General features: G+C 44.7%; 6 protein-coding genes. 3 read left to right on the top strand and 3 right to left on the bottom strand.

Translation table 11 applies throughout. The annotated features are described in order from the left end of the window. Positions 1–2: 2 nt before the first annotated feature. The 3 genes from arcB to FCV43_RS04600 form a co-directional block, all read right to left on the bottom strand. The gene (gene arcB / locus FCV43_RS04590) at positions 3–2,369 is read right to left on the bottom strand and encodes an aerobic respiration two-component sensor histidine kinase ArcB (protein WP_136994149.1); all 2,367 of its coding nucleotides are present in this window, start codon (positions 2,367–2,369) and stop codon (positions 3–5) included. A gap of 107 nt (positions 2,370–2,476) precedes the next feature. After that, positions 2,477–4,231, bottom strand: a complete 1,755-nt coding sequence (locus FCV43_RS04595; RefSeq protein WP_113799411.1) for a GGDEF domain-containing protein — start codon at positions 4,229–4,231, stop codon at positions 2,477–2,479. 79 nt (positions 4,232–4,310) lie between these two features. Continuing rightward, a complete protein-coding gene (locus FCV43_RS04600) occupies positions 4,311–5,258 on the bottom strand; it encodes a TIGR01212 family radical SAM protein (protein ID WP_136994150.1) in 948 nt (315 codons plus the stop codon). A gap of 531 nt (positions 5,259–5,789) precedes the next feature. Here FCV43_RS04600 and gltB (FCV43_RS04605) point away from each other — a divergent pair. The 3 genes from gltB (FCV43_RS04605) (at position 5,790) to gltB (FCV43_RS04615) (ending at position 16,697) form a co-directional block, all read left to right on the top strand. Then, the gene (gene gltB / locus FCV43_RS04605; RefSeq protein WP_136994151.1) at positions 5,790–10,337 is read left to right on the top strand and encodes a glutamate synthase large subunit; all 4,548 of its coding nucleotides are present in this window, start codon (positions 5,790–5,792) and stop codon (positions 10,335–10,337) included. Further along, on the top strand, positions 10,337–11,806 hold the full coding sequence (locus FCV43_RS04610; RefSeq protein WP_136994152.1) for a glutamate synthase subunit beta: 1,470 nt from the start codon (positions 10,337–10,339) through the stop codon (positions 11,804–11,806). Before gltB (FCV43_RS04605) ends, FCV43_RS04610 begins: the two co-directional genes overlap by 1 nt. A 427-nt stretch (positions 11,807–12,233) precedes the next feature. After that, positions 12,234–16,697, top strand: a complete 4,464-nt coding sequence (gene gltB, locus FCV43_RS04615) for a glutamate synthase large subunit (RefSeq protein WP_136994153.1) — start codon at positions 12,234–12,236, stop codon at positions 16,695–16,697. Positions 16,698–16,699: the final 2 nt, after the last annotated feature.

Here is a 16,699-nt window from a genome sequence, read left to right on the forward strand (position 1 = left end):
CGTTACCTTTGGTTTAGCCAATCTTTTAATACTTGAATATCATGCTGATACTCATTCTTTATTTCTTCTACCCAATCAGAGATGTTTTCCCACCATGCTGGTGCATCCGGGGTTTGGGCTTTTTGAGCAACACTTTGGATATGCTTTAATCCAATAGAGCCTGCTGCTCCTTTAATTTTATGAGCTTCCGATACAATACTCGGTTTATCTTTAGCTATCATATTTGAATCGAGAATCTCTAAATAGCTGGGCATCATATCTTCAAACATAGCAATACTATCAAACACAGGCTTCGTGCCAACAATATCGATATACGATTCCAACATGGTCAGATCCAGCAGTCTAATTTCAATTTCTGTTGGTTCACGCGCCTTGGTTTGTTCTAGCACGGGTGGATGAACCTCTGGTTTTGACTCTGTTGATTCAACCGCTTGTTCTATTTCAATAAGCTCTGTAATAGCATCTTGAATGGCCTTCACAGTTAAAGGCTTGCTGATCGCTTCATCCATGCCATTTTCAAAATACTCACGCTTATCTTTTATCACATTAGCAGTCAGAGCAACCAGCGGTGGTAATTGAGGGTAATGCTCTCGATAATATTTCGCGACATCAAAACCTGTCATATCCGGTAATTGAATATCCAGTAAGGCCAAGTCGTAAGCATCAGGTTGGAAATTAGCAATGGCCTCTTCACCTGTCATCGCGACAGTAACTTGGTGCCCTAAGTTTTCCAGCAACGAACGCGCCACGGTGACATTCAATTCAATGTCTTCAACCATAAAAATATTAAGACTTTGTTGAGCTCGTGGTTGCTTGCGAATAGGAGTACCTTCTTGAACCAAAGGAACTCGGATATTGACGGTAAATGTACTACCAAACCCTTCCTCACTTGTCAGGGTTATGTCTCCATCCATTAAATTAATCAGTTGTCTTGAAACCGCTAAACCAATCCCTGTTCCCACCGCATGTAAATTGTCTTTTCCTGATTTAACTTGGTAGTACATGGCAAAGATTTTATCAATTTCATGCTCCGGTATCCCAATACCACTATCTTCCACTTCCATGGTGATATCGGCAAATTCGTCACCAATATCAGCACTGACGTTCATGACAACACCACCTTCTTTGGTGAATTTCATCGCATTACTGATCAGGTTCCACAGTACTTGGCGTAAACGCGTGGCATCTACTTTTATTGCGGTGGGTAGGTCACTCAATCTTTCAAGATCAAACCTTAAGCCTTTCTGCTCAGCCATGAGAGCGGAAATGCTCTCCATCTCTGACACAAAATCATCAAAATTCAGCGGAACGGGTAAAAGCTCAAGTTTACGACGATCAAATTTATCCATATCGATAATATCATTGAAGATATGGCCTAAAGTGACCGCACTCACTTTGATGGTTTGCATATGCTTACGTTGCTCGTCAGTCAGTTGAGTTTCTAACAACATCCGACTTAAACCAACGATACCATTTAACGGTGTTCTGAGTTCATGACTAATAGTGGAAATAAAAGTGGTTTTGTCACGGCTCGCTTTTTCAAGCGTCTCTTGGTATTCCTTACGCTCTGTGATGTCTCGACCAAAGCCAACCAAGCCAAGATGACGTCCATCTTTGTTATAAAATGGCACTTTACGAAGTTCAAAGTAGCTCTTATGCCCATCAGGGTACTCTAGCCACTGCTCATAAGTCAGAGCTTGATTATCACTAAAGACTTTCTCATCGGTCTCGACGACTTGTTGCGCGATCTCTTTGCTGTAGACATCCCATGGGGTCAGCCCCACGAGCTGTTGTTCTTTTTTACCCGTCAACTCTTCAACTGCACGGTTACAACCCGAAAATACCCCATCCGCATTGCGGTAGTAGATCAAGTCAGGGGAAGCATCGATAAATGAACGCAGTAACGCTGTTCTTTCTGCAAGTTCAACCTGAGTCCGCTCTCTTTGATAGACTTCGTTCTCTAGATCTTTGATCGCCTCTTCACGAGCTTCTTCCGCTTTCTCTCGCTCCTCAATCTGCTGATTAAGTTTGGCGATATTCTGTTGTAAACGCAGGTTCAACTCTTGATCGCGAGAACGCATATCTTTTAATTTAGAGACGAGCTTAGAAAGACGTTGACGAGACTCTTCAAGCTGATCAACCACAACAGAAAGGAAATAGACGGCCCACGGAGTAATCAGTAAACCAAAGAAGACAGAGCGAACGATATCAATATCGCCAACGCCACCTTTCAACGCTAAGGTAATACCAACTTGGACAACAACGGCTAAAGCGACAAGCGCGAGGGCTAATAAGATAGAAAATCGGAGAATGCCCAATTTAACCAACAGGTCAACGTAGTATTGGGCGAGGTTTTTCATGGGTTTCATCAACGGCTCCATGCGATAAGACTCAGAACATTCTAACCTGTTTAAACTCAACAGGTAAGCTAAGCCCATCACATGGAATGGTATAACTGTAAATCAAATGAACGTTATCACTGCTCGTCACTGCCTGCAGAATAGATACACGTTTGATTCCGGCCTTGAGCTTTCGCTTGATATAACGCTTTGTCTGCATTCGCAACCGCAACTTCTGCAAGTTCATCAAACTTAGGGACACACGAAATCAAGCCAATACTGATGGTAATATGGTCGGAGATCAGTGAGTCATCATGTTCGAGTTGTAAGCTTTCGATCTGGGCATGTATCCGTTGCGCGACTAACTTCGCTCCTTCAAGCGTCGTATTTGGCAGAATGAAAGCAAACTCTTCGCCGCCATATCTTGCAACACAATCGGATGAGCGATTCAAAATTTGCTTAAAGACATTCGCCACTTGCACTAATGCATCATCGCCCTTTTGATGCCCATAAAGATCGTTGTATCCTTTAAAGTAATCAATATCACAAAGCATGATAGAAATCGGTAATCTTTCTCGGGAGTGATGGGGCCATAATGTGCTTAGTTGTTCATCAAAACGGCGGCGGTTAGGCACTTGAGTCAAGCTATCAATAAAACTTAAACGTTCGAGCTCTAAGTTAGCTTTTTCCAGTTTCTGTTCAGCAAGATAGCGTTCTGAAATATCACGAGCCATAACTAGCACACCATTAGTACCTGATGCAGGATCCCAAAATGGCGACTTAACCACGTCATACCAAGTAAACTCCCCTCTGCTAGATCGAACTTTATCAATGTACCTGAGTGATTTATCCTCGTGTAAAACTTGCCTATCCGTTTCAGATAATCGGCTATACATTGAATCAGGAATAACATCTTGTAATCGTTTACCGATAAGATCGTCGACATGATTTATCCCCAATGCGTGAACAAATGGTTCATTACACGCTTGATAAATCATATTCTCATTGAAGATACCGATTGAGTCAGGGCTAGACTCTAAAATGTTTTGCAGAATGGTATCACGCTGTGCCAACGCGACTTCAGTATCTTTACGCCGTTCCATTTCGTCACGTAAATTCTGCTGAATATTGTGCCATTCCGTTACATCATGGCTGATGCAAAGGGTACCTAAGGGTTTCCCTTCTTCAGACATCAATACACTTTGGTTAGTTTCAAGCAAACAACTGCGGCCTTCAGGTGAAATAGTCCACCTTTTAGAGCTGGTGCGATTTCTTACGCCTTCTTCAATCTTAACATCGCCTTCATCAAGTCGATTCAGCCAAAAAGAGTCGAACGCACGGTTAGTGGCTAATAATTTATCGTCACTATCTTTAATATAGATAAGCTCACTCAACGAATTGAGTGCCGTTTTGGCCACGCTTAATTTTGCTAGTTCTTGCTTATGCTCTTCGTTGGTGGCTTCACGTTCAATTACATAAATTAACCACACGCTTTCTCCTTGGTAAGCCACTTTTCGACCTGAAAAGCTGATCTTTACCGATTCATCACTGGATACTGGCCATGATCTATTTAATCCTCTAAATTTTTTTTCGGTTAAACCATCAAAAAACGAGAGGAAATAATCGGAAGGAATTGATTCTGGCATCAGGTGCATATTACCGACTAAGCGAATGCCTAGTAATTGCATAGAGTGTTGATTAGTAAGTAGTAATTCACCTGTCTTTTCACTGACAAGCATAAGCGCAAGAGGAGAGCCTTGGATCAATATGCTCAATTGGCGCTGGTAATGGTTATAAGTAAACCATATGCTAAAAATGCATATTATAATGACGAGAATGACAGCGCCGTATCCAAAGGCTGGCTGCCATAACCAGTGCCACAATTGATCCATTAAATAACGTATCCATATATTATTTCTTAACTATTAAACAATATATCAGCTTATACGTCAGTTATCTTTATTTCGTCAGCTATTTTGTCGAAAGTAACTGTGGCTTGGTATAGACAAAAGCCTCTTCAGTTAAGCTTCCTTGAGCTCCCTGTCGATTTAGACTTCGACCAATTTCAGTCATCGCTAACCAACGGTTTTCACACCATAATGGAGAAAGCAGTGTTGGTCGGCGAGCCGCAGAAGAGACTCGATGAAATACAATATCAGCAGGCGTCATGCGGATCATATGACTGGCGATATCCACATACTCTTCTAACTCAGGCGCTTCCAATCGCCCCGCTTTCCATGCTTTAGCCATCGTGCTTCCTTCCACAATATGCAAACCATGCAACTTAATACCATCAGTGCCCACTTCTAGTACTTTTTCCAACGTTTCAATGTTGTCTTTTTTGGTTTCTTTAGGAAGGCCTACAATCAAGTGAGTACAAATTTTAATGCCTAATTCGCGAGCTCGTTTGGTTATTTCTGCATAACATTCAAAGTCATGGCCTCGGTTAATTCTTTTCAACGTATCGTTGTTTGCTGTTTGTAAACCAAGCTCTAGCCAAATTTCATAACCTTGATTGACGTATTCAGAGAGCAAATCTAGTACCGCATCAGGTACACAATCAGGCCGGGTGCCTACGCATAGACCAACAATATCCGCTGCTTTTAATGCTTCTTCGTACATATTTCTTAATACTTGCACTTCCGCGTAAGTGCTCGTGTAGGCTTGGAAATACGCGAGGTATTTTTTTGCACGGTGAATTTCACCCGCACGATCTTGCAGTTGATCAACAATGCTTTTTACTTGAGTCTGTTCGTCAGAAAAAGAGGCCACATTACAAAATGTACACCCTCCTTTACCAATCGTCCCATCTCGATTAGGGCAGCTAAAACCGCCGTGCAACGTCAATTTATGTACTTTCTCACCATATCGACGCTGAAGATCTTGACCCAAAGTGTTTACCAATTCATGTAATTGCATATTTAAACTCGTTGAACAAATAAGAATGAATCTCAGTTTGATTCATGAAAGTAAATTACATCCCTGCAAAATAAATCCGGCGATACTAGCAACAGGTATTTAAATTCAACCTAACAAATATCAATAAACATGCATTAAATAAGCGTTATTTACTTAATGTTGCACAAATGTTACTCGATATATTCATTTTCGCGCGAAAAAAATGGTCTACAGAGGGCAACTTTCGTTGGAGTTTAATAAAACAAAATTGTAGGATACTTACACTTATTCGCATTTTTTGTGACTTTTATTACACGTGCATATGCGGATAAGTCGGTGATATTTAGCTCCCACCTATATAAACCACTAGTTTGTGGCTTCAATTAAACGGATATCACTAAGGATTGTTTTTTTCGCAAAATTTTTCCTGCGAAAGACAGAAAGGACTCAAGCTAGCCACACACATAGGCTGGTTTAGATTCATAAATATAAAAGGACAAGGTTCACTCGCTTAGGCAAAGTGCGCCTAGATTAAACTGGAAGGATGTATCTATGGTAGATCAAGAGCAGAACTCACAGGGTCTGTATACTCCTGAACTGGAGCATGACGCTTGTGGTATCGGTTTTGTTGCGCATCTAAAGAATCGCAAATCTCATGATGTAGTAACTCAAGCACTCGATATGCTTGCACGTATGGAACACCGTGGCGGTCAAGGCTGCGATCCGTGTTCTGGAGATGGTGCAGGTATCCTGCTACAAAAGCCTCACGAATTCTTACTAGAAGAAGCCGTAAAGCTTGGGATTAAGCTACCATCTTTTGAAAAATATGGTGTTGGTGTTGTACTTTTCCCTAAAGATGAACATAAGCGTGCGCAGTGTCGTGACATTTTAGAACGCAATGCACAACGCCTTGAGTTAGAAGTTATCGGTTACCGTGAACTTCCAACTGACAATTCAATGATTGGTGCAGATCCATTAAGCACTGAACCTCAATTTGAGCACGTGTTTATTTCTGGCGGACCGGGGAGCACTCCAGAAGAGCTTGAACGTAAACTGTATGTTCTGCGTAACTACACCGTTCGTGTATGCCTAGAAAGCGTGTCAAATATTGGGGATGACTTCTACATCAATTCGATGTCTTACAAGACGGTGGTGTACAAAGGTCAGCTAACGACTGAGCAAGTGCCTCAATATTTCTTAGATCTTCAAAACCCAACGATGGTGAGTGCCCTAGCGCTTGTTCATTCTCGTTTCTCTACCAATACATTCCCACGCTGGCGTTTAGCTCAGCCTTTCCGTTACATCGCGCATAACGGCGAAATCAATACGGTTCGTGGTAACTTGAACTGGATGAAAGCGCGTGAAGCGATCATTGAATCTGATCTTTTCACCAAAGCCGAAATCGACATGCTTCTTCCTATTTGTCAGGAAGGCAGTTCGGATTCATCTAACTTCGATATGGCACTAGAGCTTCTGGTTCTTTCTGGTCGCAGCCTGCCACATGCCTTGATGATGATGATCCCGGAAGCGTGGCAAGAAAATAAAAATATGGATCCAACTCGTCGTGCGTTCTACCAGTACCACGCGAATGTAATGGAACCATGGGATGGCCCGGCATCTGTCTGTTTCACCGATGGTGTTCAAGTTGGTGCCACACTAGACCGTAATGGCCTACGTCCTTCTCGCTACACAGTGACCAAAGATGACTTCCTAGTGATGGCGTCTGAATCTGGTGTGGTAGAAATTGAGCCGGAAAACGTTGAGTTCCGTGGTCGTCTTCAGCCAGGGCGTATCTTCGTTGCAGATCTAGAACAAGGTCGCATCATTTCTGATGAAGAAGTGAAAGATGGCATTGCCAACGCGCAACCATACGAGAAATGGGTTGAAGATAACCTTCTGAATCTCAACAAACTGCCTGATGCAGAAAACGAATTCAGCCAACCGACACCAGAAAAGCTACTACACAAACAGCAAGCGTTCGGTGTAAGTTCAGAAGAAGTAAATGAAATCATCGTGCCGATGGCGAAAGATGGTAAAGAGCCTCTTTCTGCAATGGGCGCTGACTGGCCACTAGCGATCCTTTCGCACCAGTCTCAACATCTATCCAACTACTTTAAGCAGTTGTTTGCTCAGGTAACTAACCCGCCGATCGACCCGATCCGTGAGCGTATGGTGATGTCTCTGAATACTTACTTAGGTAAAGATCAGAACCTACTTGCTGAGTCACCAGAACACTGTCAGAAAGTTGAACTTGAATCTCCCGTTCTATCAAACTCTGAGCTTGAAAAATTACGTGCTATCGATAACGAGCACCTACAAGCGAAGACGCTAGACATCGTATTCCAAGCCAGTGAAGACGAAGGTAAGCTAGAGCGCGCACTTAAGCGTATCTGCCAATACGCAGAAGATGCGGTTATTGACGGTTACTCTATTATCCTTCTGACTGACCGTGCAGTGAACTCGAACCATGCAGCGATTCCAGCGATGCTTGCGGTTGGCGCGGTTCACCACCATCTGATCCGTAAAGGTCTACGAGCTAAGTGTGACATTGTGGTTGAAACGGGTGATGCTCGTGAAACACACCACTTTGCAACGCTAATCGGCTACGGCGCAAATGCCGTCAATCCATACTTAGTTATCGAAACTATGGTGGATCTACAGCGCACTAAGAAGCTCGATCCACAAACCAACATCAAAGATCTATTCGAAAACTACCGTAACTCTATCAACGGCGGTCTACTGAAGATCTTCTCGAAGATGGGTATCTCAACGTTGCAGTCTTACCACGGTGCTCAAATATTTGAAGCATTAGGCGTAAGCAAGTCGGTGGTCGATAAATACTTCACTGGTACTGTTTCACGTATTCAAGGTCTAACTATTGATGACATCGCTAAAGAAGTGATGGTGCGTCATCGCATTGGCTATCCAACACGTGAAATCCCAGTACAGATTCTTGATGTGGGTGGTGTTTATCAGTGGAAACAACGTGGTGAAAAACACCTGTTTAACCCTGAAACGATTTCGCTACTGCAAGAATCAACACGTAACAAAGACTACGGTCAGTTCAAGAAGTACGCGAAAGCCGTTGATGACCAAGGCGATCATGCGGCAACACTGCGTAGCCAATTAGACTTTGTTAAGAACCCAGCAGGCTCTATTCCACTTGAAGAAGTTGAACCCATTGAAAAAATCCTTAAGCGTTTTGCGACAGGTGCAATGTCATTTGGTTCTATCTCTCATGAAGCACACTCAACACTCGCCGTTGCGATGAACCGCATTGGCGCGAAATCGAACTCTGGCGAAGGTGGCGAAGACCCAACTCGTTTCGAACGCAAAGAAAACGGTGACTGGGAACGCTCTGCAATCAAGCAAGTTGCTTCCGGTCGTTTTGGTGTGACGTCTTACTACTTATCTAACGCAGATGAGCTACAAATCAAGATGGCTCAAGGCGCGAAACCAGGTGAAGGTGGTCAATTGCCTGGTGATAAAGTTGATGACTGGATCGGTGCAACGCGTCACTCGACTCCAGGCGTCGGTCTTATCTCTCCACCACCACACCACGATATCTACTCAATCGAAGATTTGGCTCAGCTGATCTACGATCTGAAAAACGCGAACCGTAATGGTCGCGTTAACGTGAAGCTAGTATCAGAAGCGGGTGTTGGTACGATTGCATCAGGCGTAGCGAAAGCGAAAGCTGACGTAGTCCTCATCGCAGGTTTTGATGGTGGTACAGGTGCATCTCCGATGTCTTCTATCCGTCACACTGGCTTGCCTTGGGAACTGGGTCTAGCGGAAACTCACCAAACACTACTGAAAAATGGCCTACGTAATCGTATCGTGGTTCAGTCTGATGGTCAGATGAAAACTCCGCGTGACCTTGCAGTCGCAACACTGCTTGGTGCTGAAGAATGGGGCGTAGCAACAGCCGCACTGGTTGTTGAAGGCTGTATCATGATGCGTAAGTGTCACAAAAACACTTGCCCTGTTGGTATCGCAACACAGAACAAGACACTGCGTGAACGTTTCGATGGTCGCGTAGAAGACGTTGTGACTTTCTTCCAGTACATGGCTGAAGGTCTGCGTGAAGTGATGGCTGAGCTTGGCTACCGCTCTATCGATGAGATGGTCGGCCAATCTCACAAACTTAAAGTTCGTGACGATATTCAGCACTGGAAATACAAGAACCTAGATCTGTCACCTGTTCTGCATATTGAACAGCCTCGTGCAGAAGATGGCGTTTATAACCAGACACAACAAAACCATAACTTAGAAGACGTACTAGACCGTAAGTTGATTCAAGCAGCTATTCCAGCACTTGAAAAAGGCGAAGCAGTGAACGCTGAATTCCCTATCATCAACACCGACCGTTCAGCGGGTACTATGTTGTCGAATGAAATATCGAAGATTTATAAAGACGCAGGCCTACCACAACCAATGAACGTGAAGTTCAATGGCTCGGCTGGTCAGTCATTCGGTGCTTTCCTTGCGAAAGGCGTGAAGTTCGAAGTAGAAGGTGACGCAAACGACTACTGGGGTAAAGGTCTATCAGGCGGTACGCTAGTACTCTACCCTAACGCAAAATCATCCATAGTTGCTGAAGATAACATTGTAGTGGGTAACGTATGTTTCTATGGCGCAACGTCTGGTGAATCTTACATTCGCGGCATGGCAGGTGAGCGTTTCTGTGTACGTAACTCAGGAGCGAAAGTCGTTGTTGAAGGCATTGGTGACCACGGTTGTGAATACATGACTGGCGGTGTTGCAGTGATCCTTGGCTCAACAGGTCGTAACTTTGCGGCAGGTATGAGTGGTGGTGTCGCTTACGTTTGGGATAAAGCTGGTGATTTTGATACCAAGCTAAACCCTGAACTGGTCGACCTAGACCCAATTGAAGCAGAAGATCGCGAACTACTGAAAGAGATGCTAACCAAGCAAGTTCAACTCACAGGAAGTGAAGTTGCTCAGTCTTTCCTAGACAATTTTGAAGCAAGCCTAGCCACGATGGTGAAAGTAATGCCACGTGACTACAAAGCCGTTCTTCAAAAGCGTAAGACTGAAGCAGAGCAAGCACAAACGGAAGAAGTGGAGGCAGTATAATGGGTAAGCCTACTGGATTTTTAGAACATGGTCGCGAGCTTCCAAAAAAGCTTGACCCATCAGTTCGAATTGAAGATAACAAAGAGTTTGTACTTAACGAAGAGTTTGGTGACAAGATCAATACTCAAGCCTCTCGTTGTATGGACTGTGGTGTTCCTTTCTGTCACAGCGGTTGTCCGATTGGTAACATCATCCCAGAATTCAATGACGCGGTTTACCGTGACAGCTGGGAAGAGGCTTGGAACATTCTAAGCTCTACCAACAACTTCCCTGAATTTACAGGTCGTGTATGCCCTTCTCCTTGTGAAAGTGCATGTGTTCTTGGTATAAACCAAGATCCAATCACTATCTGTAATATCGAGAAAACAATTGTAGAAACGGCGTACCGTGAAGGGTACGCAAAACCGAAAACACCACGATCTCGCACAGGAAAGACGATTGCTATCATCGGCTCTGGCCCTGCCGGCTTAGCTGCGGCAGAGCAACTAAACAGTGCTGGTCATTCAGTCACGGTGTTTGAACGAGATGAAAAAGTGGGCGGTTTACTGCGCTTTGGTATCCCAGATTTCAAACTGGGTATGGACGTAATTGATCGTAAGATCAACCTGATGGCGGAGGCCGGCGTTGAATTCAAAGTGAACCAACATATCGGTGTTGATGTCAATGCTCAGCAACTTCGTCAAGAGTTTGATGCCGTACTATTAACTGGCGGCTCAACCGTTCCAAGAGACTTGCCTATCCCGGGCCGTGAACTCAATGGGGTTCACTTTGCGATGGAGTTCTTAGGCCAAAATAACCGTCGTGCCAATGAGATGGATTTGAAAACCAAAGAGATCCACGCCAAAGGCAAGCATGTTGTGGTTATCGGTGGCGGTGATACGGGCTCTGACTGCGTAGGTACATCTAACCGTCATGGCGCAGCAAGTATTACTCAAGTTGAGATAATGCCAATTCCACCTGAAAAACGCCCTGCAAATATGCCTTGGCCTCAATACCCAATGATTATGAAAACAACCACTTCACATGAAGAGGGCTGTGAGCGTCACTGGAATATTTTGACCAAAGAGTTTATCTCTGACGATAACGGAAATGTTACTGGGCTTCGTATCGCTGATATCGTGTGGCAAGACGCAAAACCAGGCGAACGCCCTGGGTTTGATGAAGTGGCAAATTCTGAGCGTGTCATTCCATGTGATATGGCATTCCTAGCAATGGGCTTCCTACATCCAGAACCAACGGGTGTTCTCGCTCAACTTGATATCAAGCTTGACGAACGCGGTAACGTTGCGACGAATGGTTTTGCGACCAACCAGAAAGGTGTTTTTGCAGCTGGTGATATGCGAACAGGTCAATCGTTAGTGGTACGCTGTATCAATGAGGGACGTGAATCCGCTCGCGAAGTTGATAATTACCTCATGGGTGGCACAAACCTAGAAGCAAAATCTGACTCACTTATGCTTTCAGCTTAAGAGAACAGAATAAGTAAATAACGCTAGCCGATAAGCCGTTCACTTACGCTAGCGTCACAATACGTTCGACAAGTCCTTCCAGACTTTTGGCCAGTGCATTCGTGCTGGCCTTTTTTATACTCATAACTCCCTGCCTTTCTATGCTTTTAGGTTAATTAATTGTAAATAAAACAACATCTATCTCTTTGATTCAATTAAACATAGATAGGGTAATATTTGGTTAATACTCAAAATGCGCAACAAACAACCAATAACTTGACCTTTTGCATAATAAGCTATACGTTGTGAAACTATCGAAAACAAAAATGATGATTTTTGTTAAAAACAACAAGTCAATAAAAGTGCATAACTATAGAGAAAATAACAACAATAAAGAATAGTTAGTCATTTCTCTGCTAAAGAAGCAGGAAGCAAAAGGAGAATTGCAATGGCTCTATATAATCCAAATCTTGAAAAAGATAACTGTGGATTTGGCCTCATCGCGCACATGGAAGGCCAAGCAAGCCATAAACTAGTCCGCACCGCTATTTCAGCATTGGATCGAATGACTCACCGAGGGGGCATTGCCGCCGATGGAAAAACGGGTGATGGTTGCGGTCTGTTACTACAAAAGCCAGATACCTACCTAAGACTCATTGCAGAAGAGAACCATTGGAAACTTGGCAAGCAATACGCCATCGGGATGATCTTCTTCAATCAAGATCCAGTGAAAGCAGAGCTTGCTCGCGACATCATTAATAAAGAGCTCGCTCAAGAAACTTTAACCGTTTCAGGCTGGAGAGAAGTTCCGATTAACGCCGATGTTCTAGGGCCAATCGCAACCGAATCTCTGCCCAACATTCAACAAGTGTTTATTTCAGCCCCCGCAGGATGGCGAGAAAGAGACATAGAACGCCGACTGTATATTGCTCGTCGCCGCATCGAAAAAAGCATCCAAAATGATGATGAATTCTATATTTGCAGCCTATCAACTCAAGTCATTGTTTATAAAGGGCTTTGCATGCCTGCGGATTTACCAAGATTCTATTTAGACTTAGCCGATCTGCGAATGGAATCCGCAATTTGTTTGTTCCACCAGCGCTTTTCAACCAATACCCAACCTCGCTGGCCGCTGGCTCAACCGTTTCGTTATCTCGCTCATAATGGTGAAATCAATACCATTGAAGGTAACCGTCAATGGGCTCGCGCTCGTGCTTATAAATTCTCATCGCCACTTCTGCCCGACTTACAAACCGCCGCCCCATTTGTGAATGAAACAGGCTCAGACTCTTCAAGCTTAGATAACATGCTCGATCTGTTTTTATCTGGAGGCATGGACGTATTCCGCGCGATGAGGATGCTGGTTCCGCCCGCTTGGCAGAACCACCCAGACATGGATCCCGATCTACGTGCCTTCTATGATTTCAACTCCAAACATATGGAACCTTGGGATGGCCCAGCAGGGATAGTCCTTTCCGATGGGCGATATGCCGCCTGTAATTTAGACCGCAATGGGCTACGACCTGCTCGCTATGTGATAACAAAAGATAACCTGATTACTCTCGCATCTGAAGTTGGGATCTGGGATTACACGCCTGATGAGGTATCAGAAAAAGGTCGTGTAGGGCCTGGTGAATTACTCGTTGTCGATACTCGTCGTGGTAAGCTATGGCAATCCAGTGAGATCGATAACGATCTAAAAAATCGTCACCCTTACCGAGAGTGGATGGAAAATAATGTCCATAAACTGACGCCATTTTCAGATCTTAAAGATGACCAAGTCGGTGAGCGATCTCTTGATAACGATCAACTGAAAACGTACCAAAAACAATTTGCGATGAGCAATGAAGAGGTTGATCAAGTCATTCGTGTATTGGGAGACATGGGACAAGAAGCGACAGGCTCAATGGGAGACGATACGCCAATGGCGGTATTGTCATCTAAAGAGCGACTGGTTACAGACTATTTTCGCCAGAAGTTCGCCCAAGTGACTAACCCTCCCATAGACCCTTTGCGTGAAAAGCATGTGATGTCACTTGCCACCAGCGTTGGGCAGGAAATGAATGTCTTTTGCGAAACCGATGGACACGCTTACCGAGTAAGCTTTGAATCCCCCGTGTTACTGCACTCCGATATGCAGCAACTATTGGCACTTAGTGATAAACACTACCGACATACCATTGTTGATCTAAATTACAACCCAGACGAAAAAGATCTTCAGCAAGCCCTCATTCATGTATGTGATCAAGCTGAACGAGTTGTCCGCGAAGGCACCGTTCTTATCGTTCTATCAGATCGTCATATTGAGAAAGCAACATTACCGATCCCAGCAGCGATGGCAGTAGGGGCAGTGCAAGTTCGTTTAGCTGAAACCGACCTTCGTTGTGATGCCAATATCATTGTCGAAACTGCAACTGCGCGAGACCCACATCAATTTGCTGTTATGCTTGGATTTGGTGCAACCGCTGTCTATCCATATCTAGCTTACGAAACCTTAGGCAAGGTGATTGACGAAGGTGGGATCGCGAAAAGTTATAGCCAAGTCATGTTGAACTATCGAAATGGCATCAACAAAGGGTTATACAAAATCATGTCCAAAATGGGCATTTCAACCATCGCCTCTTACCGCTGCTCTCAACTATTTGAAGCGGTGGGCTTACACCAAGAGTTGGTAGATCTCTGCTTTAAAGGCGTGACGACTCGTATTCAAGGCGCTACCTTTGATGATTTCCAACAAGACCTACACAACCTATCTCGCAAAGCGTGGGCAAAAAGAAAGAGTATCGAACATGGCGGTTTACTAAAGTATGTTCATGGCGGCGAGTACCATGCTTACAACCCAGATGTGGTAGGTACACTACAGCAAGCTGTGAAATCTGGAGAGACTTCCGATTACAAAGCTTTTGCCAAACAAGTGAATTCTCGCCCAGTCGCGATGCTGCGAGATTTAATGCAATTAAAGAAAACAGGACAGACACTGCCACTCGAACAAGTTGAGGCGAGCACTGAACTATTCAAACGATTTGATTCTGCTGCCATGTCGATTGGAGCCTTGAGCCCTGAAGCTCATGAAGCGTTAGCCACCGCCATGAACCGTTTAGGTGGCTATTCTAACTCTGGAGAAGGCGGAGAAGATCCTCGCCGTTTTGGCACTGAGAAAAATTCACGCATTAAGCAGATTGCCTCCGGTCGATTTGGCGTAACCCCACACTACCTCGTCAATGCGGATGTACTACAAATTAAAGTCGCACAAGGCGCAAAACCCGGAGAGGGCGGGCAACTCCCAGGGCATAAAGTGACGGCTGAAATCGCTAAATTACGTCATTCCGTTCAAGGGGTGACGTTAATCTCCCCCCCTCCACATCACGACATTTATTCCATTGAAGATCTTGCGCAGCTGATTTTCGATCTCAAACAAGTGAATCCAAAAGCCTTAATCTCCGTCAAACTCGTTTCTGAACCCGGAGTTGGCACCATCGCCACTGGTGTTGCCAAAGCCTATGCCGACCTCATCACGATTTCAGGCTACGATGGCGGAACTGCCGCAAGCCCACTCACCTCAGTGAAATATGCGGGGAGTCCATGGGAGTTAGGTTTAGCTGAAACCCAGCAAGCGCTCGTCGCTAATGGTCTGCGACACAAAATCCGCTTACAAGTCGATGGTGGATTGAAAACAGGTCTAGACGTCATCAAAGCGGCAATCCTTGGTGCTGAAAGTTTCGGTTTTGGCACCGCGCCAATGGTCGCAATGGGATGCAAGTTCTTGCGGATCTGCCATCTCAACAACTGCGCGACTGGTGTGGCAACCCAAGATGAAACTCTGCGTAGAGAGTATTTCAAAGGTCTTCCTGAAATGGTGATGAATTATTTCATTGGATTGGCCGAAGAGGTACGCGAACACCTATCTGAGCTTGGAGTCGAAAAGCTAACAGACTTGATTGGGCGTACCGACTTACTTGAAACCGTACAAGGCATGACCGCAAAACAGAGTAAACTCGATCTATCAGCAGTACTCGAAGCTCCTGTATCTCCTGAAGGGCATCCACTATTTTGGACAGAGCCAAACGCTCCTTTCGATAAAGCGCAGCTCAACCAAACCATTTTAGATGATGCGTTAATCAGTATAGAAGCAAAACAGAGTAACAATTTTTACTACGATGTCATCAATACCGACAGATCCATCGGAGCTCGGATCTCAGGAGAGATCGCACAGCGTTATGGTAATCAAGGCATGGCTGGAACACCGATTAAACTGCACCTTAACGGAACCGCAGGGCAATCATTTGGTGTATGGAATGCGGGTGGCGTAGAGCTGTATCTTACTGGCGATGCCAATGATTACGTCGGTAAAGGCATGGCTGGCGGAAAAATCGTTATCAAACCCCATTTAGGCACGGCATTCAACTGCAACGACGCCACCATTATTGGCAACACCTGCTTGTATGGTGCTACCGGAGGAAAGCTATTTGCGGCCGGCACCGCAGGCGAACGATTCGGTGTTCGTAATTCAGGCACTATCGCTGTTATAGAAGGTGCAGGAGACAACGCATGTGAATATATGACCGGAGGGATTGTCGCAATCCTAGGGGCGACAGGTGTGAACTTCGGTGCGGGTATGACCGGTGGTTTTGCCTATGTGATGGATCGAAACCAAGATTTCCAAGGGCGAGTAAACAACGAATCTGTGGAAGCGGTCTCTCTAGCGGATCTCTATATTCACCAAGAACATTTACGTGGCTTAATTGCCGAACACTTAGAAGAGACAGGATCAACACACGCCGAAAACATATTAGCCAACTTTGATGAATGGATTCCAAAGTTCTACCTTGTTAAACCTCAAGCCGCTGATCTGCGCACGCTACTCGGACATCAAAGCCGTAGCTCTGCAGAACTACGCGTTCAAGCCCAGTAATA

The sequence above is a fragment of the Vibrio genomosp. F6 genome (assembly GCF_005146325.1).
Lineage (GTDB): Bacteria > Pseudomonadota > Gammaproteobacteria > Enterobacterales > Vibrionaceae > Vibrio > Vibrio cortegadensis.

Excerpts from the sequence above, each read along its gene's own strand:
- arcB (WP_136994149.1), bottom strand. The coding sequence starts at position 2,369 with ATGAAACCCATGAAAAACCTCGCCCAATACTACGTTGACCTGTTGGTT.
- FCV43_RS04595 (WP_113799411.1), bottom strand. The coding sequence starts at position 4,231 with ATGGATCAATTGTGGCACTGGTTATGGCAGCCAGCCTTTGGATACGGC.
- FCV43_RS04600 (WP_136994150.1), bottom strand. The coding sequence starts at position 5,258 with ATGCAATTACATGAATTGGTAAACACTTTGGGTCAAGATCTTCAGCGT.
- gltB (WP_136994151.1), top strand. The coding sequence starts at position 5,790 with ATGGTAGATCAAGAGCAGAACTCACAGGGTCTGTATACTCCTGAACTG.
- FCV43_RS04610 (WP_136994152.1), top strand. The coding sequence starts at position 10,337 with ATGGGTAAGCCTACTGGATTTTTAGAACATGGTCGCGAGCTTCCAAAA.
- gltB (WP_136994153.1), top strand. The coding sequence starts at position 12,234 with ATGGCTCTATATAATCCAAATCTTGAAAAAGATAACTGTGGATTTGGC.